At 45.9% G+C, this 26275-nt stretch carries 22 protein-coding genes; 12 read left to right on the top strand and 10 right to left on the bottom strand.

Annotation, left to right across the window (positions count from 1 at the left end):
- The first annotated feature begins 184 nt into the window (after positions 1–184).
- Positions 185–1510, top strand: coding sequence for an FGGY-family carbohydrate kinase (locus QUA62_RS07120; protein ID WP_333403236.1), 1326 nt, complete (start codon positions 185–187; stop codon positions 1508–1510).
- Between the two features lie 2 nt (positions 1511–1512).
- Here QUA62_RS07120 and QUA62_RS07125 read toward each other — a convergent pair whose 3' ends face one another.
- From QUA62_RS07125 to QUA62_RS07135, 3 genes are all read right to left on the bottom strand, one after another.
- The gene (locus tag QUA62_RS07125; protein WP_333403237.1) at positions 1513–2118 is read right to left on the bottom strand and encodes a hypothetical protein; all 606 of its coding nucleotides are present in this window, start codon (positions 2116–2118) and stop codon (positions 1513–1515) included.
- 191 nt (positions 2119–2309) lie between these two features.
- Entirely contained in the window at positions 2310–4676 is a 2367-nt protein-coding gene (pcrA, locus tag QUA62_RS07130) for a DNA helicase PcrA (protein WP_333403238.1), read from the bottom strand.
- 210 nt (positions 4677–4886) lie between these two features.
- Positions 4887–5270, bottom strand: coding sequence for a YkvA family protein (locus tag QUA62_RS07135; protein ID WP_333403239.1), 384 nt, complete (start codon positions 5268–5270; stop codon positions 4887–4889).
- Positions 5271–5556: 286 nt separating this feature from the next.
- Here QUA62_RS07135 and QUA62_RS07140 point away from each other — a divergent pair, with 286 nt between their 5' ends.
- Positions 5557–6297: an SIMPL domain-containing protein gene (locus tag QUA62_RS07140; protein WP_333403240.1), complete on the top strand. Its 741-nt coding sequence runs from the start codon at positions 5557–5559 to the stop codon at positions 6295–6297.
- Between the two features lie 59 nt (positions 6298–6356).
- Here QUA62_RS07140 and QUA62_RS07145 read toward each other — a convergent pair whose 3' ends face one another.
- The 5 genes from QUA62_RS07145 to QUA62_RS07165 form a co-directional block, all read right to left on the bottom strand.
- On the bottom strand, positions 6357–7634 hold the full coding sequence (locus tag QUA62_RS07145) for a response regulator (protein ID WP_333403241.1): 1278 nt from the start codon (positions 7632–7634) through the stop codon (positions 6357–6359).
- A 105-nt stretch (positions 7635–7739) separates the two neighbouring features.
- Positions 7740–10544 carry an ATP-binding protein gene (locus QUA62_RS07150; protein WP_333403242.1) on the bottom strand — a complete coding sequence of 935 codons (2805 nt, stop codon included), beginning with the start codon at positions 10542–10544 and terminating at the stop codon, positions 7740–7742.
- 211 nt (positions 10545–10755) lie between these two features.
- The gene (locus tag QUA62_RS07155) at positions 10756–10893 is read right to left on the bottom strand and encodes a hypothetical protein (protein WP_333403243.1); all 138 of its coding nucleotides are present in this window, start codon (positions 10891–10893) and stop codon (positions 10756–10758) included.
- 322 nt (positions 10894–11215) lie between these two features.
- Positions 11216–11389, bottom strand: coding sequence for a BrnA antitoxin family protein (locus QUA62_RS07160; protein WP_333403244.1), 174 nt, complete (start codon positions 11387–11389; stop codon positions 11216–11218).
- A gap of 1309 nt (positions 11390–12698) precedes the next feature.
- Positions 12699–14024: a DUF6861 domain-containing protein gene (locus QUA62_RS07165; protein WP_333403245.1), complete on the bottom strand. Its 1326-nt coding sequence runs from the start codon at positions 14022–14024 to the stop codon at positions 12699–12701.
- 721 nt (positions 14025–14745) lie between these two features.
- On the opposite strand from QUA62_RS07165, the gene QUA62_RS07170 reads away from it, so the two are divergent.
- From QUA62_RS07170 to proB, 7 genes are all read left to right on the top strand, one after another.
- Positions 14746–15927, top strand: coding sequence for a F420-0:Gamma-glutamyl ligase (locus QUA62_RS07170; RefSeq protein ID WP_333403246.1), 1182 nt, complete (start codon positions 14746–14748; stop codon positions 15925–15927).
- A gap of 191 nt (positions 15928–16118) precedes the next feature.
- Entirely contained in the window at positions 16119–17450 is a 1332-nt protein-coding gene (locus QUA62_RS07175; RefSeq protein ID WP_333286290.1) for a GNAT family N-acetyltransferase, read from the top strand.
- A gap of 269 nt (positions 17451–17719) precedes the next feature.
- Positions 17720–18178, top strand: a complete 459-nt coding sequence (ruvX, locus tag QUA62_RS07180) for a Holliday junction resolvase RuvX (protein ID WP_333403247.1) — start codon at positions 17720–17722, stop codon at positions 18176–18178.
- Positions 18179–18489: 311 nt separating this feature from the next.
- Positions 18490–19068 carry a DUF3727 domain-containing protein gene (locus QUA62_RS07185; protein ID WP_333286294.1) on the top strand — a complete coding sequence of 193 codons (579 nt, stop codon included), beginning with the start codon at positions 18490–18492 and terminating at the stop codon, positions 19066–19068.
- A 247-nt stretch (positions 19069–19315) separates the two neighbouring features.
- Positions 19316–20440, top strand: coding sequence for an endolytic transglycosylase MltG (gene mltG / locus QUA62_RS07190; RefSeq protein WP_333403248.1), 1125 nt, complete (start codon positions 19316–19318; stop codon positions 20438–20440).
- A gap of 142 nt (positions 20441–20582) precedes the next feature.
- Positions 20583–21104, top strand: coding sequence for a YqeG family HAD IIIA-type phosphatase (locus tag QUA62_RS07195; RefSeq protein ID WP_006633331.1), 522 nt, complete (start codon positions 20583–20585; stop codon positions 21102–21104).
- Between the two features lie 10 nt (positions 21105–21114).
- A complete protein-coding gene (gene proB / locus QUA62_RS07200; RefSeq protein ID WP_333403249.1) occupies positions 21115–22224 on the top strand; it encodes a glutamate 5-kinase in 1110 nt (369 codons plus the stop codon).
- Position 22225: 1 nt separating this feature from the next.
- On the opposite strand, the gene QUA62_RS07205 is transcribed toward proB, so the two are convergent.
- Complete coding sequence (locus QUA62_RS07205; protein WP_333403250.1) at positions 22226–22984, bottom strand: hypothetical protein; 759 nt, start codon at positions 22982–22984, stop codon at positions 22226–22228.
- Between the two features lie 637 nt (positions 22985–23621).
- Between QUA62_RS07205 and ndk the strand changes: the two genes are divergently transcribed.
- Positions 23622–24071, top strand: coding sequence for a nucleoside-diphosphate kinase (gene ndk / locus QUA62_RS07210; protein ID WP_333286302.1), 450 nt, complete (start codon positions 23622–23624; stop codon positions 24069–24071).
- 153 nt (positions 24072–24224) lie between these two features.
- On the opposite strand, the gene QUA62_RS07215 is transcribed toward ndk, so the two are convergent.
- Complete coding sequence (locus QUA62_RS07215) at positions 24225–24971, bottom strand: creatininase family protein (RefSeq protein WP_333403251.1); 747 nt, start codon at positions 24969–24971, stop codon at positions 24225–24227.
- Between the two features lie 264 nt (positions 24972–25235).
- On the opposite strand from QUA62_RS07215, the gene QUA62_RS07220 reads away from it, so the two are divergent.
- A complete protein-coding gene (locus tag QUA62_RS07220) occupies positions 25236–25394 on the top strand; it encodes a hypothetical protein (protein WP_015174720.1) in 159 nt (52 codons plus the stop codon).
- Positions 25395–25505: 111 nt separating this feature from the next.
- Complete coding sequence (locus tag QUA62_RS07225) at positions 25506–26246, top strand: response regulator transcription factor (protein ID WP_190658712.1); 741 nt, start codon at positions 25506–25508, stop codon at positions 26244–26246.
- Positions 26247–26275: the final 29 nt, after the last annotated feature.

A 26275-nucleotide genomic window follows, 5' to 3' on the forward strand; every position in this document is an offset into this window, starting at 1 on the left:
TAGAAGACCTAAAACTTTTCAGAACTAGCGATCGCACCTTAGAAAATCATCCTCTATTTAAAGAATAGGACAAAGAGCAGATAAATGCTGATATTCTCGCTGAAGAAGTGGAGTTAGAAACAACAATAAGATGTAAATAAACTTTGTGGTTTACTCAAAATAGAAAAATTCGCGGGAGTAACAAATGAATCTTTATTTGGGAATAGATTTCGGCACCACGGGCGCCCGATCGACTGTCATAGACTCCCAGGGTAGAATACATTGTGAGACAGAATATACTTTTGCCAACAACGGGCAACAACAGCCTGAATTGCCCTCGGTGTGGCAAAATGCGCTGTGGGATTCGATCGAGCAAATTCCCCCAACAATCCGCCGTCAGGTAAGGGCGATCGCCCTTGACGGCACATCCTCCACTGTCATGCTGTGCAATACCGACGGTATACCAGTATGCGAGCCGATTTTATACAATGATGCGCGCGGTGCAGCGGTGACAGAGAGGTTGCGGGCGATCGCCCCGGATAACCACACAGTATTGAGCGCTACATCCAGTCTGGCAAAACTCCTGTGGTGGCAGGAGGGCGGGCTAGAAGCCCACCCCACAACACAATTCAGCCGTTGTGGAACAGGCATCTTGCCTGTTGTTGAGAAGCTTTATTTCCTGCATCAAGCTGACTGGCTGGCATTTCTGCTGCACGGAAAATTGGGAATTAGCGACTATCACAATGCTTTGAAACTCGGTTTCGATGTTGATGCTTTGTGCTATCCGAATTGGCTGACACAGGGAATTGCGGGCGCTGCAACTCCTCAATTGCCGCAAGTTGTCGCACCGGGCACGCCTGTGAGGGAAGTGAGAGCTCAAGTGGGCGATCGCTTCGGTTTTCCGCGCGATTGTATGGTTTGTGCTGGTACAACCGATAGCATTGCCGCATTTTTAGCAAGCGGTGTCAATTTACCAGGGGAAGCAGTAACTTCTCTCGGTTCTACACTAGCAGTCAAACTGTTAAGTCATACCCGCGTAGATGATTCTAGATACGGGATTTACAGTCATAAATTAGGCGATTTGTGGTTAGTTGGAGGTGCTTCTAATACCGGAGGTGCGGTGCTGCGACACTTTTTTACTGATGTGGAGTTGGATAATTATAGCACACAAATTGATCCAGCACAAGAGAGTTTGCTGGATTATTACCCCTTGTTGAAAAAGGGCGATCGCTTTCCGATTAACGACCCGAATTTGCCGCCCCGACTCGAACCGCGTCCAACTGATTCAGTGGAATTTCTGCACGGTTTGCTAGAAAGCATAGCGCGGATTGAAGCGCGGGGATATCAATTATTGCAAGAATTGGGTGCAACTCCTTTGACAAAGGTTTATACTGCTGGCGGGGGGGCAAAAAATGCGGTTTGGAGTGCGATTAGAAAGCGTTATTTAAAAGTCCCTGTTGAAACGCCGATTCATACTGCGGCTGCTTACGGGGTGGCGCTGTTGGCGATGCGGGGTGCGATGGGGATATAATGCTAATTTTCGCGCACCATCCACACTAAAAATCCCAATATTTTATCTACTGGAGGTAGCGGGTAATCGGTAAGATCGATCGTCACTATTTGCCCTTCCAGCTTGAGAAACCGCCAAGCTGTGCCGCTGGAAACGCTGCCATAAATGACGGAAATCGATCGCCCTTTGGCTTCATTAAATCTCTGGGCCGCCACCATTTCAGCAATACATTGACCCAAACCTACTTTCAAATCTCCTTTTTTAGCTTCCACCATCACAATTACCGGGGCCTCAACGTCTAATTGTTCCGGGGAACGGCTGATAATAAAATCGCAAACTCCTGTAAGTCCAACAGCTACATCAACATTAAATTCCTCACCCGAAAACACGCTGATTTGTTGGTTCATAATCCTGCGAACTTCCAGCAATACAGGGTTGATAATAGCTTCAGAACGGGCTTTTTCGGTGCTAGTGGCGATCGCCCAAGGCAAATTTGTCTCCAGCATGGTCTGCAATGCTGTTGCGGGTGCGATGGGTTCGATTTCCGGCAGAAATCTGATTCCTTCCACTACTGTAAGATTGAAGGCTTCTTTAACCTTGCCGATGGTCGTAAATTGACTGTAAGACATAAGAGTTTAGGTTTTTATTTCTACTTTTTAGTTAGATAAAACGAAGGTTGAAACCGCGTCTACACAAACGAGGTTCCCGACATGGACTAAAGATAAAAACGTAATTTTTACCGCCTTTTAACCGCCCCTTCTTCAAGCCGCTATTCTAGGTTTTGCCTGTATTGACGCGGTTTAAACCGCCGGATTTTCTCTTACACTCGCTGCAACTTAGCTGTTCTCGGATCGATAATTTTTCTGCCCAAACCCGAAAACTTAATTGCCAAATTAATTTTGTCGCCCGCCCCTAAAACGTGCGTAATTTCTCCAACTCCAAAAGCATGATGAAAAACCCGATCGCCCGTTTGCCAATCCGTCGATTGTCCATTGGTTCCCGCTTGAGAACTCCCGGAATTAGCGGCTGAATTATTAGTTTTTCCCTTAGATGCAGCCGTTTTCCCCGCTGGAGTTTTCTTGGCACTTCCAGCCAACAAATGTGTCGGTAATTCCCCTAAGAATAGGGAAGGGGTGCAGTGTTCCCGGAAGCCTCCCCAGAGGCGGCGTTCGCGAGTGTGGGTGAGAAATAGCAATTCCTGGGCGCGAGTGATGCCGACGTAGCACAAACGCCGTTCTTCTTCGATCGCTTTCGGGTCGTCCAAACTGCGGAAATTGGGAAATAAACCCTGTTCCATTCCGACTAAAAATACCACGGGAAATTCTAACCCTTTGGCTGAGTGCAGCGTCATCAGCGACACGCGGGAATCTTCTTCCTGCAAGTCATCTAAATCGGAGGCTAAAGATGCTTTTGCTAAAAATGATGTCAGCGTCGGTTCTTCGTTTTGTTCTTCAAATTGTAGCACTGCATTGTACAATTCTATGACGTTTTCTATGCGATTTGTGGCTTCGTCGGTTCCTTGATTTTTCAAATCTTGAACGTAGCCTGAATCTTCGATAATTCCTTGGACAATTTGCGAAGCCGGCAGGGTTTCAACTTGGGATTGCCAACGACCAATCATTTCGGCAAACTTAATAATAGCTTTTGCCGATCGCCCTGCTAGAGTATTGACCGAAGATTCATCGCTGAGGATTTCCCACAGGGGAATGCCTAACTGAGTTGCAGCGTCTTCGATTTTGGAAAATGTGGTATCCCCAATGCCGCGACGGGGAGTATTGATGATGCGTTTGAGGCTGACGCTATCGTCGGGATTGGCAAGCGCCCGCAGGTATGCTAGGATATCTTTGATTTCTTTGCGATCGTAAAACTTCAGGCCGCCGACAATATTGTAAGGAATGTCTAAACGCATTAACGCTTCTTCAAAGGAGCGAGATTGAGCGTTTGTGCGGTAGAGAATCGCAAAGTTACTGCCGTTTTCGTATTCGGAATTTTGGCGCTTTAATGAATGAATTTGACCCGCTACAAATTCCGCTTCATCTAATTCGTTGTCCGCCCGCCAGACAACAATCGGAGCTCCCGGTTCGCGAGTCGGGCGCAGAATTTTCTCGATGCGTTCGGTATTGTGTTCGATCAAGTGGTTCGCCACTTGCAGGATGTTTTCGCGCGATCGATAATTTTCCTCTAATTTTACCATTGTCCGAGTTTTATCGTCGGACAAACCATCTCCAAAATCCTCTTGAAATTCCAGCAAGATGGTATAATCTGCCATCCGAAAGCTGTAAATTGATTGATCGACATCGCCCACGACAAAAATCGATCTGTTTTGCCATTTCTCGAAGCTTTTCGGGTCGGCGTTATTTGTCACTAACATCCGAATCAAATCGTATTGAGTGCGGTTAGTATCTTGGTATTCGTCAACTAAAATATGGCAAAACTTTTTATGCCAGTAACTTAATACTTGCTCGTTTTGGCTCAAAAGTTTAACGGGAACGAGGATTAAATCGTCAAAATCTAGGGCATTGTTGGCTGCTAAAGCGTCTTGATAGCGACTGTAAACATCGGCAATCACGCGACCTCTGTAATCCGGTTCTGCTGCTTGGTATTCTTGAGGCGACAAGCCTTTATTTTTAGCGTTGCTGATGACATAGCGGACTTTTCTGGGGTCAAATTTCTTGTCGTCGAGGTTCAGTGTTTTGGTGACGATTTGTTTGACGATACCTTGAGCATCTGATTCATCAAAAATTGAAAAATTTTTCTGCCACTTGCGGCCTTTTTCGTCTTGGTATTTTTCAATATCGTAGCGGAGAATGCGGCCGCACAAAGAGTGGAAAGTTCCCATCCAAATGTGCTTGGTAATTCTCTGGTAAATTTGCGATCGCAATTTGGTTTGCACATTCGGGGCCAACTCTACCAAAGGTTTCCCATATTCCGCTTCAGCTTGCTGAGTTGCCAGCAATTTCTCAATTCTTTCTTTCATCTCCCTGGCGGCTTTATTTGTAAATGTCACCGCCAGAATATTTTCAGGATCGACTTGATGGGTGCGAACTAAGTTAGCAACTCGGTAAGTTAGAGCTCTGGTTTTGCCGGAACCAGCGCCCGCTACTACTAACAGCGGCCCGTTATAATGGGCGACTGCTTGGCGCTGAGATGGGTTGAGGTGGCTGAGGAAATCAGTGGTTTGAGTCATAGCTAGAAAGTTAGTTTAATTTTTTAAGGAGTAAATAATACTTGGTATGCGATACCGCGAGTTTTTTTTAAGGTAAGGTGCGCCTAGCGCACCCTATATTATAACTAGAACGGTGATTTTTTGAACTTTAAATATTTTTTTGCCAAGCGAGTTGTTTAAAGTAAGGTGCTCGGCGCGCCCCCTACACTATAACTAGATAGGTGATTTTTTTTAACGTTTAAATATCCGTGTCAGCCACATTGCTGCTAATATTCCCAAGCCAATCCAAATGGCAATAATTACAACAGCGGCAGCCCGATTTATCGGTTTTCCTCGCTCTATTTCTGCGGCTGCTTTTTCCCGACATTCGGCTAAAACCTGTGGCGGAATCATCTTCAGTACCAGCCAAATTCCCAAAGGTACAATTATCAAATCGTCCAAGTAGCCAAGAATTGGTATGAAATCAGGAATTAAGTCGATCGGGCTAAAAGCGTAGGCAACCGTAAGGCCTGCTAAAATTCTGGCGTACCAAGGTACTCTCGGGTCTGTACTGGCTAAATAAACAGCGTAAGTTTCTTTTTTGAGTCGGCGGGCAACTTGTTTTAAGGATTGCATCTTTTAACAATTTTATCATTTTTAAATTTTATTTAAAATGAAATAGTAGTTGCGTCGGAGTGTCATAAACTGGGTGGATTTCTATATTTATCGTTGCCAAACCTCTTATTTTACCCAGAACACCAATTTTTTAGGGGAGCGTCCTGCGGACATCATAATAACTCATAATTTATTCAGAAGTACGGACTATTTTTTTAGTTGCTAAAAATGTAACAACCCGGATATTTAGCAATTTCAGTGGGAAGGTAAAGTATAGCATCTGTTGTATGTGAGGAGAATCAAATTTATGAATTCAACTTTACGATCGCGCGATCGCATTAATTTCCGCAGTCTGGTAACAGCGTTGTGTTTAACCTTAACTCTCGTCAGTTTCGTGGGATTAGATCCGGCGGCTGCTCAAGAACAGCGGATCAGAACGCTGAGTGTTACTGGGCGGGGTGTGGAAGCGATTCCTACAACTCAAACGCAAGTGCGGCTGGGGGTTGAGGTGCAGGGGAAAACGGCGGCCGAGGTGCAGCAGGAAGCGGCGAGACGATCGTCCGCTGTGGTAGAGTTGCTGCGATCGCGCCAAGTCGAAAAACTCGAAACTGCCGGCATCACCCTCAATCCCATTTATAACTTCGACAACAACCAGCAGCGCTTGACAGGCTATACGGCGACCAATACCGTCAGTTTTCGGATTAATACTGCATCTGCCGGCACTTTGCTTGACGATGCGGTGAATGCCGGAGCCACACGGATCGACGGCGTGAGTTTTGTCGCTGCCGATAGTGCGATCGAATCTGCTCGAAAACAAGCACTCCGCAAAGCAACTCAAGATGCTCAAGCGCAAGCGGATGCAGTCTTTAGCGCCCTCAACCTCAAGCGGGGAGAGATTCTGGGCATTCAAGTCAACGGTGCGATCGCGCCGCCTCCAATGTATCGGCAAGTGGCTGGTGCTCGCATGGCTGCTGCTGACGCTACAACGCCTGTGGTGGGAGGGGAACAGCAGGTAGAAGCTTCTGTGACTTTGCAATTTGGATATTGATTGCGATCGCACTTGCCAGTGATTTTTATTGCTGGCAGAAAGCCATACCATTTGAGATTTTAGACTTGCATAGGAAGTTCGATCGCAAATTCGGTTCCCTCATCGGCGGTAGATTTGCAGCACAATTGACCGCCGTGTTTATCTTTCACAATCTGCTTAGCAATGGACAATCCCAGCCCGGTTCCTTTACCCACCCCTTTTGTCGTAAACAGAGGTTCAAACAAATGTTGTTGAATCTCCTCCGCCATTCCCAACCCGTTATCGGCAATTCGGACGATCGCACTTTCGCGCAACACTTCCGTGTTAATTGTAATTTTCAGGGAACGTTGGTCTTTTTCCCAGGCATCTTCCAGAGCGTCGATCGCATTTGCTAACAAATTCATAAACACTTGGTTCATCGGCCCAGGATAACATTTAATCGGGGGCAATTCACCGTAGTTTTGAATAACTTCAATGGCGGGACGAGGGCCTCGATTCTTCAGTCGATGTTTTAACAGCAGCAGCGTACTATCTAAAGTTTCGTGCAGATCGATCGCAGTGGCAGTATCTCCATCAGAACGCGCAAAATTCCGCAGCGCCAGCGAAATATCTTTAATGCGTTCAGTGCCTATTCGCATTGAATCCAAGAGGTGAGAAAAATCCTCCATCACAAAATCTAAATCTATCTCCTCAATCTTGATAGCGATATCTGATGCAGGTTCAGGATAGTGTTTTTGATAGAGGCTAAGAAGTTCTGTAATCTCAGCCAGATATTCCTTGGCAGGCGCAATGTTGCTGACCATAAAACTCAGCGGGTTGTTAATTTCATGGGCTACTCCTGCAACGAGTTGTCCCAAGGCCGAGAGTTTTTCTTGCTGCACTACTTGTACTTGGGCTTGTTGCAAAGCGCCGGTGCGTTCAGTAACTTGCTGTTCAAGATTGTCGGTTAACTGTTTGAGCCGCCAGTGAATGTTAACTCTGGCAATTACTTCCTCTTGTTCAAAGGGTTTAGTGATGTAATCCACTGCACCTAATGACAAGCCTTCTATTTTGCTTTGGGCATCTGCTAAGGCGGTCATAAAAATGACCGGAATTGCCCTTGTCGCAGGGTTAGCTTTGAGCTGGCGACAGGTTTCAAAGCCGTTGATTCCGGGCATTTGCACGTCTAACAATATTAGTTCCGGGAAAGGTGTTTTTCTTTGATCTAGTGCACATTTTTCCAGCATCGCCATCGCTGATTCGCCGTCTACTGCGACTCGCACTTTGTAGCCTGCTGTTTTTAACGCCTGCGACAGAACAGACAAGTTTGTGGAACTGTCATCTACTATCAAAATAAATTTTTTGTCTGAATCAGACATGATATTTTTTCCTTACACTTGTGATAAATGTTCCTCAATCAATGCCAGCAATTGTTTGACCTGAAATCTTCAACCAAAACGAGTATTTTCCGAGCAAAAACTGCCTTACGCTTGTGATAAATGTTCCTCAATCAATGCCAGCAATTGTTTGACCTGAAATCCTTCTGCTAAAACGAGTATTTTTTGAGCAAAAACCGCTTGTTCTGGATTGGCTGTTTGAATCCGATCCGCAATCTCGATTACCCCGTCCAAATCGCCAGCTTGAGCCTGTTCATTTAATAAATGCAAAATCTCGATCGCAGGCAGTTGCATTTTGCTTTGCCCGATCGCCTCTTGCCCTTTTTTGTCCGCATCTACTGTTTCGTCATACACCCAATCCAGTTGCAAATATTTTTGAAGTAACCCCAGCAACAAATTTGCCTGCACTGGTTTCGGCAAAAAATCATTGCTGCCTGCATCCAGACTCTTGTGGCGATCGATGTCAAACACGCTAGCAGATGTCACCAACACGATCGTTTCTCGCAGTTGAGGATGAGCGCGGATTTGGCGCAACAACTCCAACCCGTCCATCACGGGCATCGCTAAATCGGTGAGGATTAAATCTGGCATCATCGCTAAAGCTCGATCGAACCCTTCCTTGCCGTCAGCAGCTTCAATCATCTCAAATCCTAATGGTTCCAGTAAATTCACCAGCACAGCCCGGTTTTCCCACCTGTCATCCACCACCAGAATTTTGCGTTTTTTGCCCAAATAGCTTAGTACAGCCCCCTGTTCCATAATTCTCGAACTATCAGCCCAATCCTGGGCCTCCGGGAGTTCCACTTCAAAGGAAAAAATACTGCCAACTCCTGGACGACTTTCGATCGCAATTTCACTCTGCATCAAACCCACAATCCTTTGACTGATCGCGAGTCCCAATCCGGTGCCTTCGGATTGTTTTTTAACATCACCTACTTGCTCAAAAGGCAAAAAGATTTTACTAACTTGTTCTGGCCTCATTCCCGGGCCTGTATCTTCGACTTGGAAGCGAATTTTGTATAAATTTTGAGTTGAGTTTTCTAACTGTGAAGTTAAATCACTAAACTCAGCAATTCTGACGACATTAACCTGAAAAATAACTCTGCCTTTTTCCGTAAACTTAACCGCATTTCCCAGCAAATTCAGCAGCACTTGGCGCAAACGTTTTTCGTCACCCAAAACCCCTGTAGGAAGTTGCGAATCAGTCTGCAAATCAAAGGCAATTCCTTTTTCCTCAGCTCGAAGCGTGAAGATTTCGGCAACACTTTGGATGAATGAAGGCAGATGAAAGGCGACGGGATGCAGTTCGAGTTTTCGGGCTTCGATTTTCGACAAATCCAACACATCATTAATCAGCGTTAGCAGGTGCGAACCGCACTGATATATGATATCAACTCCGCCGCGCCCTTTGTGCGTCAGAGGTTCGCTGCGCTGGAGAATTTGCGCGTATCCTAAAATGCCGTTGAGCGGAGTCCGCAATTCGTGGCTCATGTTAGCCAAAAATTCGCTTTTGGCGCGGTTGGCGCTGTCTGCCATGTCTTTAGCTTGTTTGAGCTCCACGGTGCGTTCTTCGACGCGCTGTTCGAGTTCGGCGTTGGTGTTTTCTAGAGCTCGGAAAGAGTCGCGCAGTTGCTTCGTCATGTCGTTGAAGGATTGGGAAAGCACGCCCAATTCATTCTGCCCGGAGACTTCCACGGTGCGATCGAATTTCCCGGAGGCGATCGCGGATGAGGCATTGCTCAAGAGTACGATCGGCTCGGTAATCAAGCGGGAAGTGTAAAAACCAACAACCGTTGCCACAACTAAAGCCCCGAGGCAAAATAGAATCGTGGTGCGGCTATTGGCATTAATCTGTGCCATGAAATCGGATTCAGGAACCGCAACAACTACCAACCAATCCAATCCCCATTCGTCTTTCCAGGGCAAAACTTGGACAAACTGCCGTTCTTTATTGAGCCAGAAATCAAGCTGTTGAGTATCTTTGATATTGTTGAAGCCGCCGAAATGTTTTACTAAATATTGAGATGTCGATCGGATCAGTCGATCGCTGCTTTCCAAGGCGTTTAACCGTTCGGGATTGTTATTAATCAGTTTGAAGGGTTGCTCGTTGCTGGAACTCGCAACAATTAGCCCGCTGCGCTCCACAATAAACGTTCTGCCGGATTTGCTGACTTTGATTTGACGCAAGAAATCGCTAATTTGCGAAAGGCGCTGGTCGATGCCGATGACACCAATCAGTTGATTGTTCTTGTCATAAACCGGGCGATTTGCAGAAACAGCCAGAGGATATGGCGTGATTTCCCACTGGTATAAAACCCATGTGGGTTTTCTAGCTTTAACCGTGTTTGAGTACCACAGCTCTTTCTGGAACTCGTAGTTTTTGTATATATCAATAAGCGTAGTTTTGTTGCCCTGATTATCTGTATTGTAATTGTAGAAGTAATAATTTTGATAGCCCAGTCGCTTGGGATTAATGAAGGCAGAAGAAACAATATTTCCCTCTAGATATCCAGCACCCGCAAACTCGCCTCCTGGAGCGCCAAAGCTGATGTAGCCCACATTAAATAATTGCATCTGTTTCCAGAAGAAACGAGATATTTTATCTAAATCTTTGGGATCGAGCAATCCCACGTCGAAGGCATCGGCATTCACCTGAGCAAGGTGACGGGCTGTGTTGAGTTGGCTGTCTAGATGCAGGTCAATGCGGCTGCTCACTTCAGTCCGCAGTTGAGATGCCAAATCGTTGACTGCTTTCTGTCCGTTGCGGAAGGATAAGTAGCCAACCATACCGACTGCACCGATAATCTGTAGTACGAACGGAACAATCAAAACGGTTCGCAGCGGCGCATTACTAATCAGTTTCTTGAGGATTGAAGGCTGGGATGATGACATGGCCACTCACGATTGCAGCGTGAAAATACTATTGTAATCCTGTGATTTGCAGCTAGGCTTTCAGGATTCTCCAAAAAACCGGAAGTTAAGAAAGTAGGGAGGCGGGTATCATTTTCGATCGAGTACATGGGGTCAATCTATTTTTTTTGAAAAAAATATCTTGCGATCCCCATTCTTTTGGAATCGCCTAATTTGTGTTTATATATTGATATTAAGCCAAAAAGGATTTAAGCAAATATTTGGCGCCCTCCAATTCAATATTTCGCCCGATCGCACACACAGCAGCACTTCTATAATTTTGGATAAACTCGATCGCAGCAAAAGCAAATTCAGCAATAGACGCTTTCAATTAAATTAGGACTTGCACACTCTTAACCTAGAAACCCGGTTCCTTTCTGGATGCTTCGCTGCTAAATCTAAGATCGATCAGAAAACTGGATTTCTAAGGCAAGCGCGTTCTATAGGTGTTGTTCACGCTCTAGGGGAAAATAAATATCAGGTAATTATACTAGCCGTTTTGCCGAATAGATACTTGATGGTGGGCTGCCAATACTTAAGGGAACAGTCTTAGATAAATGCGATCGAGAGTTTTTTGCCGAGCGCATCCTTAAAGTAGAATAAAACGAAATTTCAAAAATGAGACGTTGCCATCTCAGAATGATAAAAACATTTTATAGATGAGCCTCCATGTCGGCTCGCAGTAGATTATCGCTGTGAGTTTGATAACCTCGTCCTTCCAACTTAAACCGCTTTAATACATCGCTGTCAATGCGTAATGTAACCTGTGCCTGAGACAGACGGGCGATCGCACTTGCGTGTGATTTTGGATAAGTTCGATCGACCAATTTTCACAGCCCCCGCAGCCTGAAAGTACGACAGCGCCCCCATGAATAGTTGAGGTTGTTTTCAGAAATCAAGGATAGTCGATCGAACTACCGTATTTCGCCAATATTCTCTACAAATGTCGATCGCATCCAAAAAGTAATCCTTCCTCTGAATGGAATAGACATTATCTGATTGAGCCACCCCTGGGCCTTAGAAACTTCTGAGACTAAGATGAGTGCATCAATCGCCTCGCTAATTGGGAGATTTTGAGGTAGAAAATTTTGGCCAATGCTTTCGGGGACTTCTCAATTCAAGAAGACATAAACGACGGAATCGAGGAAAATGCGAGTTCCTTGCTTGTCAATACCTTGCATGACTTTTTGACTGGCATAGCAAGCATCTATTAAGACTATTCTAAAAGCCAGAATCGTCTTGGTTGACAACCCATTGCAGCATTTATAACAAATGGTATATTTTGGTTTTTCCGTCGCCATCAAGGTCATAAATCCGGTAATTTTTTACTAAAAAAGAGTGAATTTAAGTATTGACATATACACAGTTGAGTAATCCTATGCCTCGAATTACTTTATGTTCACTGTCGCTATATTCTCAATCTTGTCACTTAAATATTTTCACCGTATCTTTTATCTAAAACTGTATCATAAAAGGTTAAATAAGCGTCAACATGAGCTGTAATCAGCGGTTCCACATTATCCCATAACAACTGAGGGATGAGTTTTTATTGGATGAGATACCTATTAATCAAATCAGGACTGATTTTTTCTAAATGGTCTGCAAGAATGGGTTAGCGTGTAGCTGATAGAACTGCTTAATAAATATTGACATTAGTTGAGTTTTGTAAATCTCATCGGTACTGTAATTAAAATATTCTGATTATAGCTGTTGTCAATTGACCGGGGCAGCCGGATCAGTTATTTGCTCTGAAAGACTACATACACTCTTGGAATTCGATTTGTCAAGCCGTGTAAGTAAGCGTTGCCCTCGTAGAGGATCCCACTTTCGGGCGATCGAAAATCCCTACAATGTTTTGCTCAGGTTGTCAACTTGTAGGTTAAGAGGACGGGTTGCGGTGAGGGGTGAGGGTCTGAGCAGTCATCACCATGTGCCAGTTGCGTAAGTCCTGACGAACTATGAACGGAATCTCTCCTTTTCTAGGGGGAGAGTTCCTCAATAAATAGACTATCCGTTAAACCCTAGGCGATCGCATTCCTCCTAAACAGAAAAGAGTGGACTCTTTTCTAAGATCCACTCTCTCTTAAACTTTCTTAGGGCTAGCTTTAACAAGCTGGAGTTAAGCCCTTACTTTACCTAGTCCTTAACGATTCTCTTGTCATGAATGACCACTTGATCCTTGAGTTCAGGACTGCCGGAGATGTGAATATCGCTATCCTTATTTTCCTCTGCGGCGGATTCGGCTAGATATTGGGCAGATGACTTAACATCGTGCGCTGCACGTTTAGCAGATTCGGCTGCATTTTGGGCAGATGATTTAAAATCATGCGCTGCACCTTGAGGAGATGGGGTTGCATTTTGGGCAGGGGACCTAAAATCAGGCACTGGAGGTTTAGCAGATTCGGCTGCATTTTGGGCAGATGATTTAAAATCATGCGCTGTACCTTGAGGAGATGGGGTTGCATTTTGGGCAGATGACTTAACATCCTGCTTAAACTCCTGCGCTGCACCTTTAGCAGATTGAGCTGCATTTTGGGCAGATGACTTAACATCCTGCTTAACATCCTGCGCTGCACCTTTAGCAGATTCGGCAGCATTTTGGGCAGATGACTTAACATCCTGCGCTGCACCTTTAGCAGATTCGGCGGCGCTTTGAGCAGATGACTTAATTGATTCAGCGGCACTCTGGCCAGATGACTTAAGCGATTCGGCGGCACTTTTTATAGATGGCTCAACTGCCTTCGCTGTATCTTTTACAGTCGATCTAAGATCCTGAGTGGCACCCTCAATTTCCTGAGCTACAGCTTTGACAGAAGGCTTAACTTCATCAGCAGTACTCTTAATAGAGTCCGCTGCACTTTGTATAGAAGGCTTGACACCTTCGACTGTCTGCTTGACTGAATCTTTTACTTCTCTAATCGTAGGTGTGACTTCCTCGGATGCGCTCTTGACTGCATCTACTACAGAAGGCTTGACTTCCTTAACTGTCTGATCGACAGATTCGGCTATACTTTTAATCGAAGGCTTAGTTTCCTCAACAGTCTCCTTGACTGCTTCGGCTGTAGCTTTGATAGATGGTTTAACTTCCTCAGCAGTTTCCTTTACTACTGTCCCTAGCTCTTCTACAGTGTGTGTAATACCGTCTGCTACGCTGTGTGCTGCATCCCCTAAATTATCTACAGCACGGTTAACAGTATCAGCAGTACCTTTACCAATCATAGCGCCAGCAACTGAGCCTGCTACAGCACCAATAATGCCTCCAGAGCGAGCACCTAGTATACCACCAACTGCTGCTCCAGCTATCCTCGCACCAAGGCCTGAGCCTGATGATTGATCTTCCTGTGATTCTGCATTTTCGTTAGTCTGAGCCTGAATCTGCTGGTTCTCGCTATTGTCAACTTTCTTTTCCTGGAAGTCAGGATTTGCTTCAGGCTGGTTAAAAGGCTGTTTATTATCAGTCATAGATATCCTTGGGTATTACTGCTACATTTACTAGGCTAACTATATACTTCTCAGAAAATGTACTGCCTAAGAACTAGATTTTGACTGTTACTTAAGAAGTAGATTCTCCAACGTACTGACCACTAGGGCGCTAGCGGCTCGCTGTTCATTCCACCTTGAAGAAGCTGGAGGCGCGCGTTAGCGAAGCCCTCGAAGAGGATCGCACATCTGGAACAGTCTTAGCTGAGCGATCCAAAAATGACTCCTGTCTACATACTTGTTTACAGATTAAATGATTAATAGATTTTCTAAAAAATGTCGAGTATCAGCTTATAATTTAACGTTTAAAAAAATAGATAATAAGATTTTTTTGAATAAAAAGTTGCTACTATTAAATAATTGAATTAAGTGAGTTGTTTTGTAGACGTTGCTGATTTCCGGTAGGAAAGGCTAAATATGCAAGTCAGAGAAACCAGTATCCACAAAGATTGGGGATTTTCAACTGATTTTTTTCATACCCTGATTAAGCAACGCCAGATTTTGGAGTGATCTAACTCACGAAGGAGCTCTTTGAACAGCAACTTGACGGCTTTAGCCACCAGAGGCGATCGCACTTACGTGTAATTGGGCATAAGTTGGATCGCCCCCAACAACCCCCAAAACTTCAATTACTACCGGATCGTCGATCGAAGTGACAGAGATCGACTAAAGTAAACAGAAATTATTATTGGCGGTAATTAGAGTGATCGAGACTTTAGCAACAGGAGTCGCAGCAGCAGGTTCGCTGCTAGCATTGGGCGGGTTAGGCCTAGAGTTGAACTATCGCCGGACTGGAAGTCCAAATAAACTAGAACTAACAGCAGGAGAATGGCACTTAGCCATCTCGGAACCCAACCGCTATCTTTTAGTCGGGGAAATGGAGTTCCGCAACCTGACACAGCGGTTTGAGATTATGTTGCCGGAAGTGCGGGCGCAGGTGAAACTGCTGTCTGACGGAAGTTTAGATGGCGTTACTTCCGAGACAAAGGTGATTCCTTGCCACAAAGAGGCAGCAGCCAGAGCAGACGATTACTGGTTCGGCTATATTGTTAAAGCCCAAAAAACCACGAAAATTAAAGTTTCTGTAGACATTCAAGGGCAAGATTTAACCAAATTGCAATCAGCTTGGGTGCAAGTACACTTCGTCACCTACGGCCCGGGCGGGCGCATCCCCAAAGTCCGTAACGTAGTAGTTCCCCTGCAATTTCCCAAGTCGGACACCGTACCCATCGCCAGAAATGTTGGAGTTGCAGAAGTCTTGCCGATTCGCACTCACATACTGGCGGAACTAGACAATCCCGTCGAAATTGTCAAGCGGTACGTGCTGCCGCGCGCCCACAAAGGCGATATTGTCGCCCTGGCAGAAACTCCCCTAGCCTTGATGCAGGGACGCTACCGCCATCCCAGCGAAGTCAAACCCGGATGGGCGGCAAAGCGAGTGTGCTTGTTTTTCTTGCCCACGTCGAGTTTGGCCACGGCTTGCGGGATGCAGACGTTGGTTGATGTAGTAGGCCCTTGGCGCGTAGTAGCAGCATTTGCGATCGGCGCTGTGGCTAAAATATTTGGCAAACCGGGAGTCTTTTACCAACTAGCAGGGGAACAAGCCAGGCTCATCGACGACGTTACCGGGACTTTGCCTCCCTTCGACCAATTTATTGTCCTCGGCCCAGACAATCCCCAGCAAGTTGTAGAAGAAATTCAACGAGAAACCGGGCTTGCGGCGGCGATCGTAGACGCTAATGACTTGAAAGCAGTTAAGATATTAGCAGCGACCTCCGATTTATCGGTAACATTCTTAGAGCAAGCTTTGCGAAGCAACCCCGCCGGGAATGGTGACGAGCGAACACCGGTCGTTCTAATTCGACCTCTGCCACAAAAATCTTGAGTTGAAAAGAGAAAATTAAAAATTCAAAAAGATGATTTGAAATTTTTAATTTTCGATCGCGCAAGAAAGGGAGAAGAATCAAAAGTTATAAGTTTTGAACTCAAAATTTACCCATTCAAAACTCAAAACTTCTCTAACTCTTCCCCTTTCTGAATTTTTATTTTTAAATTTCCATTCTCCACTTTTATGCTATGACTTCATTTCCCTCCCAAAACCAAAACCAGGTTGTGATTCGCCCGTTTCAGTATCGCGACATCGAGGTGATGGAACAACTGTGCGCGGAAACAGCCGACGAGCCAGAAAATCGCAAGGGCGCAAGCTGCGACGTGGTACTGGGTAGAAAGTTGCAGCAGATTCGCCGCTGGTACGGACTGCTAAAGATTTTTAGCTTGTTTCCCAACCCTTGTCAGTCCCTGTTCCGGGCCCACGTTGCCGAAGAAGAGGGGAGCGTTAAGGGCATAATTCAGATTTCTCCTTTCAACCGCACCCGCAGCACTTGGCGGATCGATCGCATAGGAGTAGACCCGGAAGCCCGCAGCAAAGGAATTGGTTCAATGCTGCTGCGGTACTGCTTTGAGGCAGTCTGGGAGGCGCGGACGTGGCTGTTGGAAGTGAATGTCGGCGACAAAACTTCCTTGGCTTTGTATCGGCAGAACGGGTTTCAGCCTTTGGCCCAGATGACATACTGGACGATCGCCCCAGAACGCCTGCAAGAAATGGCCAACTCGACGCCAGATTTGCCCAACCTGCTTCCTGTTAGCAACGCCGACGCTCAGTTGCTCTACCAACTGGATACCGCGTCTATGCCGCCCCTGGTGCGCCAAGTATTCGATCGCCACATTCAAGATTTCAAAACCAGTTTTTTCGGCGCTTTAGTCGAAGGTGTCAGACAGTGGCTGGGAAAAACCGAGGTAGTCAGCGGCTACGTGTTTGAACCGCAGCGCAAAGCCGCGATCGGCTATTTTCAGGTGCAGCTATCCCGCAACGGCCAGCAACCGCACGTCGCCCAGTTGACTGTACACCCGGCCTACACTTGGCTTTACCCAGAACTGCTGTCCCAGATGGCGCGCCTGGTTCAAGATTTCCCGGTTCAAAGCCTGCAACTGGCTTCCGCTGACTATCAGCCGGAACGGGAAGCTTATTTAGAGCAATTTGGAGCCGTGCGCGTGGAACACAGTTTGCTGATGTCTCGATCGGTGTGGCACAAATTGCGCGAGTCCAAGTTGGTCTCTCTCGAAGGACTCCAGCTATCAGAAATGCTGCAAAGCTTCCAGCCAACTCGCAAACCCGTACCGGGCCGGATGTCCTGGCTCGGCCCGATGGCTGGGGAAGCAACAGCAGGGCACCCGTCCTGTGAGATTAAACCTCTGTTGGCTGACTCAGGAAACAGTCAAACGAATCAAGTTAACCCCTTGGGCGGCCAAAATTCCGAATCAGCAGCAACTGATGGCAGCAGCATTTTGCCTTTAAATCTGCCAGAGTTGCCTCTAGACGGCGGCTGGCCGGGAGAACTCAATTCTTAATGAGTGAAAGCAGAAGGTAAATGGTAGAAGGCAGAAAAAAAGAGAATTAATCATTCAATAAATTACTTTTTTTCTGTCATCTTCCCCAAATATTTCTTCTGCTTTAGATTGATATCAACTTAATATTACCTATTTTCTTCTTAATTTCTTCTCTTCTTCTCTTCTTTCTTCGCGTCCTTCGCGTCTTCGCGGTTCGTTAAAAAAAAGTCCGATAACAAAGAAGTAAATCTAAAATCTAAAATCTAAAATCTAAAATTGATTGATTGATAATGTCCAACGATAAATTATGGATTTCAGCACTGGGATTAGATATCGGCCTCAAACGAGTCGGCATCGCCGGGTGTGACGGCACTGGTTTAATAGCTACGGGCATTACAACACTGGTACGATCGTCCTTCGATCGAGACGTAGCTTATCTCCGAGAAATCGTGCGAGAGCGGAGAGTTCAAATTTTGGTTGCAGGCTTGCCCTACTCCCTGAGCGGAGAATTAGGCACTCAAGCCCGACAAGTGCAGAAATATGCTACTCGCATCGCCACAGCCTTAGAGATCCCCCTAGAATACGTAGACGAGCGCCTGACTTCGGTTGAGGCAGAGGAATTGATGAAAACACAAGGGATTTCGGTGTCGCAAAATAAGGGTGCGATCGATCGCAAAGCAGCCGCCCTGATTTTGCAGCAGTGGTTGGACGAGCGGAGGCAAAATATCTGCGCCCCTCCCAATCCTTGATAGCTGGTAACAAAGGCGTGATATCCTGGTTGTGCAAGTTTGCTACGCACACCTGTAACCCTTGACAAACTGGAGAAAATTCTGCTGTACCCCGGTACTGAAGAAGCACAAAATCGTGATTTGTCCTCAGTGTCGCTTGCTGACTCGACTGAGATTTAAACGCTGCACTCCTCGCCTGTGGAAAAGGCCGCGAGTCTCGCGGTTTAAGCTGGTGGACTGGCGATCGCCCACTTAGCCAGAATATCGCCACGAAAATTCCCCATTGTCAAGCAAACGTTACTGAATTATTGACGGAAAATAAGATACACGCGATGTCCTCATCCCCATACCGCAAAAAAGAGAATGGCAATTCCAACGAAGAGTCCGTCACCCTGACGGATGAAGTTGGGCGATCGCTGACTTGCAACATAGAATATTCTATGAATCTAGAAGGTCAAGAATACGCTCTGCTGCTTCCGGTTGACTCGCCCGTAGAAATTTTTACTTGGCAGGGAGACGATAACGACGAAGCAGCAATTCCTGTAGAAGACGAGGCCGAAATTGACAAAATTTTTGATACAGCTAAAGTTGTGCTGCAAGAGCAGAACTTGACGCTCCGACGCACGGCGGTGACGCTGACTGTGGTTGGCGAATTGCCGGAATTTCCCGAAGAGGATATGGCATCCGATGCCGATCCGGATGAGGAGTCCGAGTTCGAGGAGCTGATGTGGCTGACCAGCTTCTACCACGAAGAACAGGAATATGCCATTTATACGCCTCTAGACCCGTTCTTTATCTTGGCTAGAATGGATGACGACGGCAAGCCAGAATTGCTTTCGGAAGAAGAGTTCCAAAGGCTGGAACCGATGTTACCTATGCTGGAAGACCAGTTCTTTGACGATCTTGATTAGAGATTAATTGCAGACACAAGGTCTGATGGCAAAAAGCAGAATTTTTTACTATTTTATAAAAAAGTAAACTGCTCGCCCGATCGAACTTTTTGGAGATGGCCGCTTCTGCCTTCCCGATCGGGCGTTTGAATTGGGCCGCGTGAATAGGGTCTTTTAAAGGACTTGTATTCCTAACTTTTCGGTCATCAATCGCAGGTCATCAGTCATTAGTCGCTAGTTAACCGCCGCTTATCCAGGACAACGGACTATGAGTAAAGAACAAATGACAAAAGGCAGCGCGCGCGAGAGCCGAAAAGGTAATCCGCAAGTCTCTAAATGGTTGTTTTATCTGGCGTTGCTGCCGGCAATCTGGGGAGTTTGCGCTTGGCAGGGCTGGGCTTGGTGGAGCTGGGCTTCCGCCCCGCCTAAAATAGCTGAAACGTCAACTTCTCCGCCAGAGGATGCTGCTGTTTTGATTCAAATCCCGGAGGGTACTCCCAGTCAAAAAATCGGGCGGGATTTAGAGGCTGCGGGGTTGATTCGATCGAGCTCGGCATGGAATATGTGGACCCGCTGGCTGACTCTGCAAAACCGCGAGGGAGGTTTTCAAGCAGGAACTTACAAACTGTCGCCGACTCAGCCTCTGAGTGCAGTTGCTGACAAAATTTGGAAGGGCGAAGTCGTACAGCAGAGTTTCACGATTCCAGAAGGGTGGTCGCTGCAACAAATGAGCGCTTATTTTGAAGCGCAAGGTTTTTTCCCGGCTAAGGATTTTATGGCGGTGGCGAGTCAAGTTCCCTACGCTCAGTACCCTTGGCTGCCGAGCGGCCTGCCTCACTTGGAAGGGTTTTTGTACCCGGATACTTATCAGCTAGACGGCGATGCAATTAGCCCGCAAGCTGTCATTAAGCAAATGCTCGGTCGCTTCGAGGAGTTGGCTTTGCCGATATATCAAAAAAATCAGAAGAATACTAAGCTGGATTTGAAAGAGTGGGTGACGCTGGCGAGTATTGTGGAAAAAGAGGCTGTGGTTGCGGGCGAGCGCAATCGTATTTCTGGGGTATTCAACAACCGTCTGAATAAGGGTATGCCCTTGGGTTCTGACCCGACGGTTGAATACGCCCTCGGCATTAGGCAAACTAAGGAAAAGCCTTTGACTTTCAAGCAGGTGGAAACTCCTTCTCCTTACAATACTTATATCAATGTAGGGCTGCCGCCAACTCCGATCGCATCTCCAGGAATAGCAAGTCTGGAAGCGACTCTGACTCCGGAAAAGACAGAATACCTGTACTTTATGGCTCGATACGACGGCACTCACATTTTTAGCCGCACGCAGGCGGAACACGATGCTGCGATTGCTAAAGTTGACCAGCAGTTGCGATCGACTCAATAGATAGGCAATGACTAATACAAAAGTAAAAAGTCAAAAGTCACAAAGCAAAAGCAATAATTATTCACTTTTGATTTTTTACTTTTTTAATCTTTAACTTCCAATTTCTTATTTCTCAATCTAAAACCTAAAATCTAAAATCATTATGACTTGGGGTAAAATACTACAGCCTGACTTAGTTCTCGGCGATTCAGTCATGAAGTTAACGGCTGATATTCTGCAAAAATATAATATTAAAGGATTAGTTTTGGATGTGGACGAAACTCTCGTTCCCATTACAGCAATGAATGCTTCTCCTGAACTCACCCTGTGGGTGGAAGAAATAAAACCCGTTGTATCGCTGTGGTTGGCGAGCAATAATTTAAGTCAGACTCGGATCGGTCGGATTGCTGAGTCTTTGAATCTACCCTACATCACGGGTGCGGCTAAGCCGTCGCGGCGCAAGTTGCGAAAGGCTATTAATGCAATGAATTTGCCGGTGGAACAAGTGGCGATGGTGGGCGATCGACTTTTTACTGATGTTTTGGCAGGCAATCGTTTGGGTATGTTTACTATTTTAGTGGAACCAATGGTTGATGCTGGGTATGCGCTTCGCAAGTATCCGGTGCGCTCTTTTGAAGTTTGGGTTTCTCAAGCTTTGGGGGCTTCTCTTGATAGCAGGAATTAGAAAGATTTAAATGACTCAAACTATTGTTGTTAAAATAGGAACTTCGACGCTGACTCGATCGACTACGGGAAACTTAGCTCTTTCAACTATTGGTGCATTGGTCGAAATTTTAGCTGATTTGCGGCAGCAAGGCCATCGAGTAGTTTTGGTTTCTTCGGGTGCGGTTGGAGTTGGCTGCGCGCGCTTGGGTTTGACGGAACGCCCGCGAAACATGGCTTTGAAACAGGCTGTGGCGGCTGTGGGCCAAGGGCGGCTGATGCGGGTGTACGATGATTTGTTTACTACTCTGCAACAGCCGATCGCTCAAGTATTGCTCACCAGGGGCGATTTAGTGCAGCGTAACGGTTATGTTAACGCTTGCAATACTTTTCAGCAACTGCTCAGGTTGGGCGTGATTCCGATCGTCAATGAAAACGATACAGTAGCGGTAGACGAACTCAAATTTGGCGATAACGATACGCTTTCGGCGCTAGTAGCGAGTTTGGTAGAAGCAGATTGGTTGTTTGTGCTCACAGATGTCGATCGGCTGTATTCCGCCGATCCGCGCAGCAATCCAGACGCGCAGCCGATCGCCCTAGTCCAAAGTATGGCACAGCTCACAGAATTTCAGGTGCAAACAGGAGATTCCCGCAGCGGTTGGGGAACCGGCGGAATGGTGACAAAAATTGAAGCGGCGAGAATCGCAACTGCATCGGGAGTGCGTACAGTCATCACTGACGGCTGCTTTCCTGGTAATATCGAGAAAATACTCAACGGAGAGTCGATCGGCACTCAATTTGAGCCTCAACCGCGCCCTGTAAACGCTCGCAAACACTGGATAGCTAACGTGCTAATTCCGGCAGGGAAACTATATTTAGACGCGGGTGCTGTCAAGGCAATTTCCCAGGCCGGAAAATCGCTTTTAGCTGCGGGTATTGCTCAAGTAGAAGGAGAATTTCAAGCTGATGATTCCGTGCAGTTGTGCGACGCAACTGGCAAGCAAATTGCTAGAGGACTTGTGAATTATAGCAGTTTAGAATTGAGACAAATCCAGGGCTGCAAGTCCGACAAAATTGCTGAGATTTTAGGCTATGCAGGCGTAGAAACGGCGGTACACCGAGATAATTTAGTGATTGTTTAAACTAACAAATATCGAGACAGTCGATCGCGCAATGAGCGAAGGCAGAAATTGAGGATATTTGCAGCACAGTCTTGCAAGAATTTGTTTGGCTGTGTCGGAACAGCTCGTTCATCGCTTCTGTAAACAGTTCAAATACATTTTGTGCTAATTCTAAAGCAGCTTGGCATTCCGCATTAGTAAGTTTAATCTCTGCTACAAGTTGCAACATCTCTGGCGCGTTTAAAATGTGATAATTTTCTAAACCCCCATAATCTCCTCCAAAATCAACAGATTCTTTTTGGGTAATTGGCTGTAATTCTTTTACCACTGCTAGCGCCGCTTCAAAAAAAACTTGGGCCGTTCCTTCGAGGGCTTCCACTAACACCAGTTTCTGAATGGGAGACGCTTTCCAAGCGTAGCGTTCGAGCGCTGAACAAAGCGATCGAGTTTTTTTAGTTTCTTCACCCCAAAGCAGTCTGAAATCGCCGTAACTCATTAACTGGTTTAAGCCCAGTTCCTCTAGGTATTCTAGATAGTCGTGCCAGTAATAATTTTTTTTATAAGTATATTTATTAACGAGTTCCTGAACTTTGCTATTACTAGAAGATTCTCGCAGTACATATTTATTTAAATCGATCAATCCCACAGCCAAAGGAGCGAGTACAGGTGCAAAAATTAGTCGTTGATTCGCGTGAATGTGTTTATTGGCTAGAAAGTCAAACAAGGGCAATTTTGCAAACTCTTGCTTTTTGGGTTCAATGAATGCTACAATGGCTTTCATACTTTTTTCGCCTGAATAGTTGCTGTCAAGATAATCTTCATACATCCGTTAATTATCTATATTTTCGAGCCTAAATAATTGTGTTTATTATCATACATATTTGTATTTTAGATCATAGGTAAGAGTGTTTGCAGTCACAGGAAACTGTGACTTGTATCATAGTGTGCCCGAAGTTCGAGCATCTTGTTCGCTAGAGATAAAATGTTCTACATTTAGATTGGATATTTCGGGCGTTGCTCAAAGCCACCCCACAAGAGTTTGATTATTTTTTTTACGATAACTTAAAGACTGGTTAGCTTATATAGGCAACTGAGCATTCTGCTCGAACTGCTAAAAAATGCTTTTAACAGAATCGGGATGCTCTCTGCAAATTAGTCCTAGACGCATAAGAGTCTCGAAACCTGGTTTATTCGGAGATTCATCGCTGCTCACAAAAATTTTTCTGAGAAACCCGGTTTCTTTAACCCTTGCTTTTATTGCTTCTTCCCTCTTTTCTCTTCCCTCTTCTTATTCCTTCTTCCTTCTTCCTGCGGCCATAAGTCTCCAAATGACAATTTCCAATTCTCAGAATTGCCTTTAGGTGCGTTCTGAGTTACTCTATCTTTTGGATCAGTTAACACAATTATAGGAGTTAATCTTGGAACGGACTTTTTTAGCAATTAAGCCCGACGGCGTACAGCGCGGACTCGTCGGCGAAATTATCGGTCGTTTTGAAGCCAAGGGCTTTAAGCTAGTTGGCATGAAGCTAATCACGGCTAGTCGCGAACTTGCCGAACAGCATTATGGCGTACATAAAGAAAGACCCTTTTTTGCGGGACTGGTAGACTTCATCACTTCCGGGCCGATGGTGGCGATGGTGTGGGAAGGCGACGGCGTTGTGGCCTCGGCGAGGAAAATGATTGGCGCAACAAATCCTCTGAATTCAGAACCGGGGACAATTCGCGGCGATTTGGCTGTGAATGTCGGTCGCAATATTATTCATGGTTCTGATGCTGTGGAAACTGCCAATGCGGAAATTAGCCTTTGGTTCAAGGAAGAAGAATTGAGTGCTTGGACACCTTGTTTAACTCCTTGGATTGTGGAGTAATTTTGATATTCTCCCGATGGTTAATCGGGAGATATAGCTTTTCTCAGATACATGAAATATCATGTCGCTGAATCACTCTTAACGATAAAATATAGAAGAGTTTGACATTTTTACTCGTTACCAAGCTATTTCTGTTAATGAGAAGAAAAAACCTTAATCGGAATTTAAAAACTCCAAATAATTATTAGTCAATTCTTTGACTGCTAATTCGTAAAATTGCTGACCGTGTTCGGGGGTTGCTAAGCCCGGATTTGAACCCATTCTCCCGTCGGGAAATCGGCGGCGGAAGTCAGCAGCACCGTAAATTTTGTGCCCGGAACCGACTTCTTCCGAAAGCGGAGCTTGCTTGATTGCTTCTGGATAAAGATACTGGGTTAAGGCGACTTCGCTGGGGGTGGCGTGGGAACCTTCTTGGTTTCCGTATAATTCTTTTGCTAGTTGGTAAACTGAACCGCACATGAACCAATTGCCGATTTGACACTGGATTCGATCGGCATTTGGTAAATTTAAGTCTGACAAATGCGCGTATGTCTCGGAAAATGCTGCTTTCATTGTCGCAATGTTGCCACCATGACCGTTAATGAAGAAATATTTCTCAAATCCCGCTTTTGCCAAAGATGTGATATAGTCCCTGATTACCAATATCAGGGTCTGCGGTCGGAAGCTGATTGTGCCGGGAAAGCTGGTGTGGTGCAAGGCCATCCCGACATTAATTGTCGGGCCGATTAAGGCATTGGCAGCTTCGCCGACACCGCGGGCGATCGCCTCGGCAGCAATGGCGTCAGTCCCGATCAAGCCGGTGGGCCCGTGCTGTTCGGTGGAGCCGATGGGGATAATTATGCCTCGGGAGCTTTGGAGATAAGCTTCTACCTCGGGCCAGGTACTCAAATGCAGCAACATGATAGGCAGTCTACAGAATTTTTACTTGCTATCGTCGATCGTAGCCGGCACGGGAAGAAAAAGGAATTTCGGCAAACTTATTATTGTATTCTTAAAAAAAGCTCTACAGTGCCATCGCACCTTTACCGTTATATTACTTAACGTTAATAATTTAACCATTTGATGGCCAAAACTTTACCTTTTAATAACCTTTTAAGAGTAGTATAACTAGCATATCCCTTTAGATTGGGTGTTACGTGGTCAATTAACAGCGGGCAATGTTTTATGAAATTAACACCGACCCCGAAAAATGACCAAACTTCTGTGGCCTGGACGCAGGCAGACAGCGCAGTTCCGGCAACTGCTCTACGGCTGTATTCCTTACACGAGCAAGTAGCAAAGGTCGAGCGCGTGTCTGTGGGATGGACTGGCGAAAGATTCTAAGCGATCGAACTTTCTGGCGATCGTACAAGCGATCGCAGCGTGAGAGTACCTCAGCTACTGAAGAAGGTACCTCGCGGTAGCCACATACAAACATCACTCCCACTTATATTTATGTCTTCTGCTGAATTAAGCGAAAGTCCTTCAAGGTTGGCTGTTGGACAAGCCGGCCGTATCTTGTTATTGGAAGGTGAAGATCTGTTGCGGGAAATGCTAGCTTTAGCCCTTAAAGAACAGGGCTACGAGGTGGTGGTTACTAGCGACGGGCGCAACGCTCTGCCTTCTGTACAGGCTTCTTCGTCATACCACGGTGAATTGGCCTTTAACCTGTTAATTATGGATTCAATTAACGGTTTGGATCTGTGTCGAATGTTACGGCATCAAGGAAATCCCGTCCCTATTTTGATTATCGGTGCTAGAGGAAGTGCCAACAATTGCGCTTTTTACCTCGAAGCCGGATCGGATGATTATCTGACCAAGCCTTTTGGAATGCGGGAGTTTATCGCTCGCTGTCGGGCGCTGATGCGGCGCCAGCGCCTCGGTCGGTTACCGGAACCGAGGACGCTGCAATATAAGAGCATAACTCTGTATCCTGAAGAGTGCCGGGTGTTGGTTCGGGGTCTGGAAGTGAAATTTTCTCCTAAACAGTTTCGCTTACTAGAACTATTTATGAGTTATCCCCGGCGAGTTTGGTCTCGCGATCAGTTGCTAGAAAAAATTTGGGGCCAAGATTTTATCGGAGACAGCAAAACAGTTGACGTTCACATCCGCTGGCTACGCGAAAAGTTGGAAATAGATCCGGGCCAACCGGAATATATCATTACGGTACGTGGGTTTGGCTATCGATTTGGTTAATTTTTTAATCAGTTCTAGGGTTGCAAGTT

It is taken from the genome of Microcoleus sp. MON1_C1 (assembly GCF_036701945.1).
Lineage (GTDB): Bacteria > Cyanobacteriota > Cyanobacteriia > Cyanobacteriales > Microcoleaceae > Microcoleus.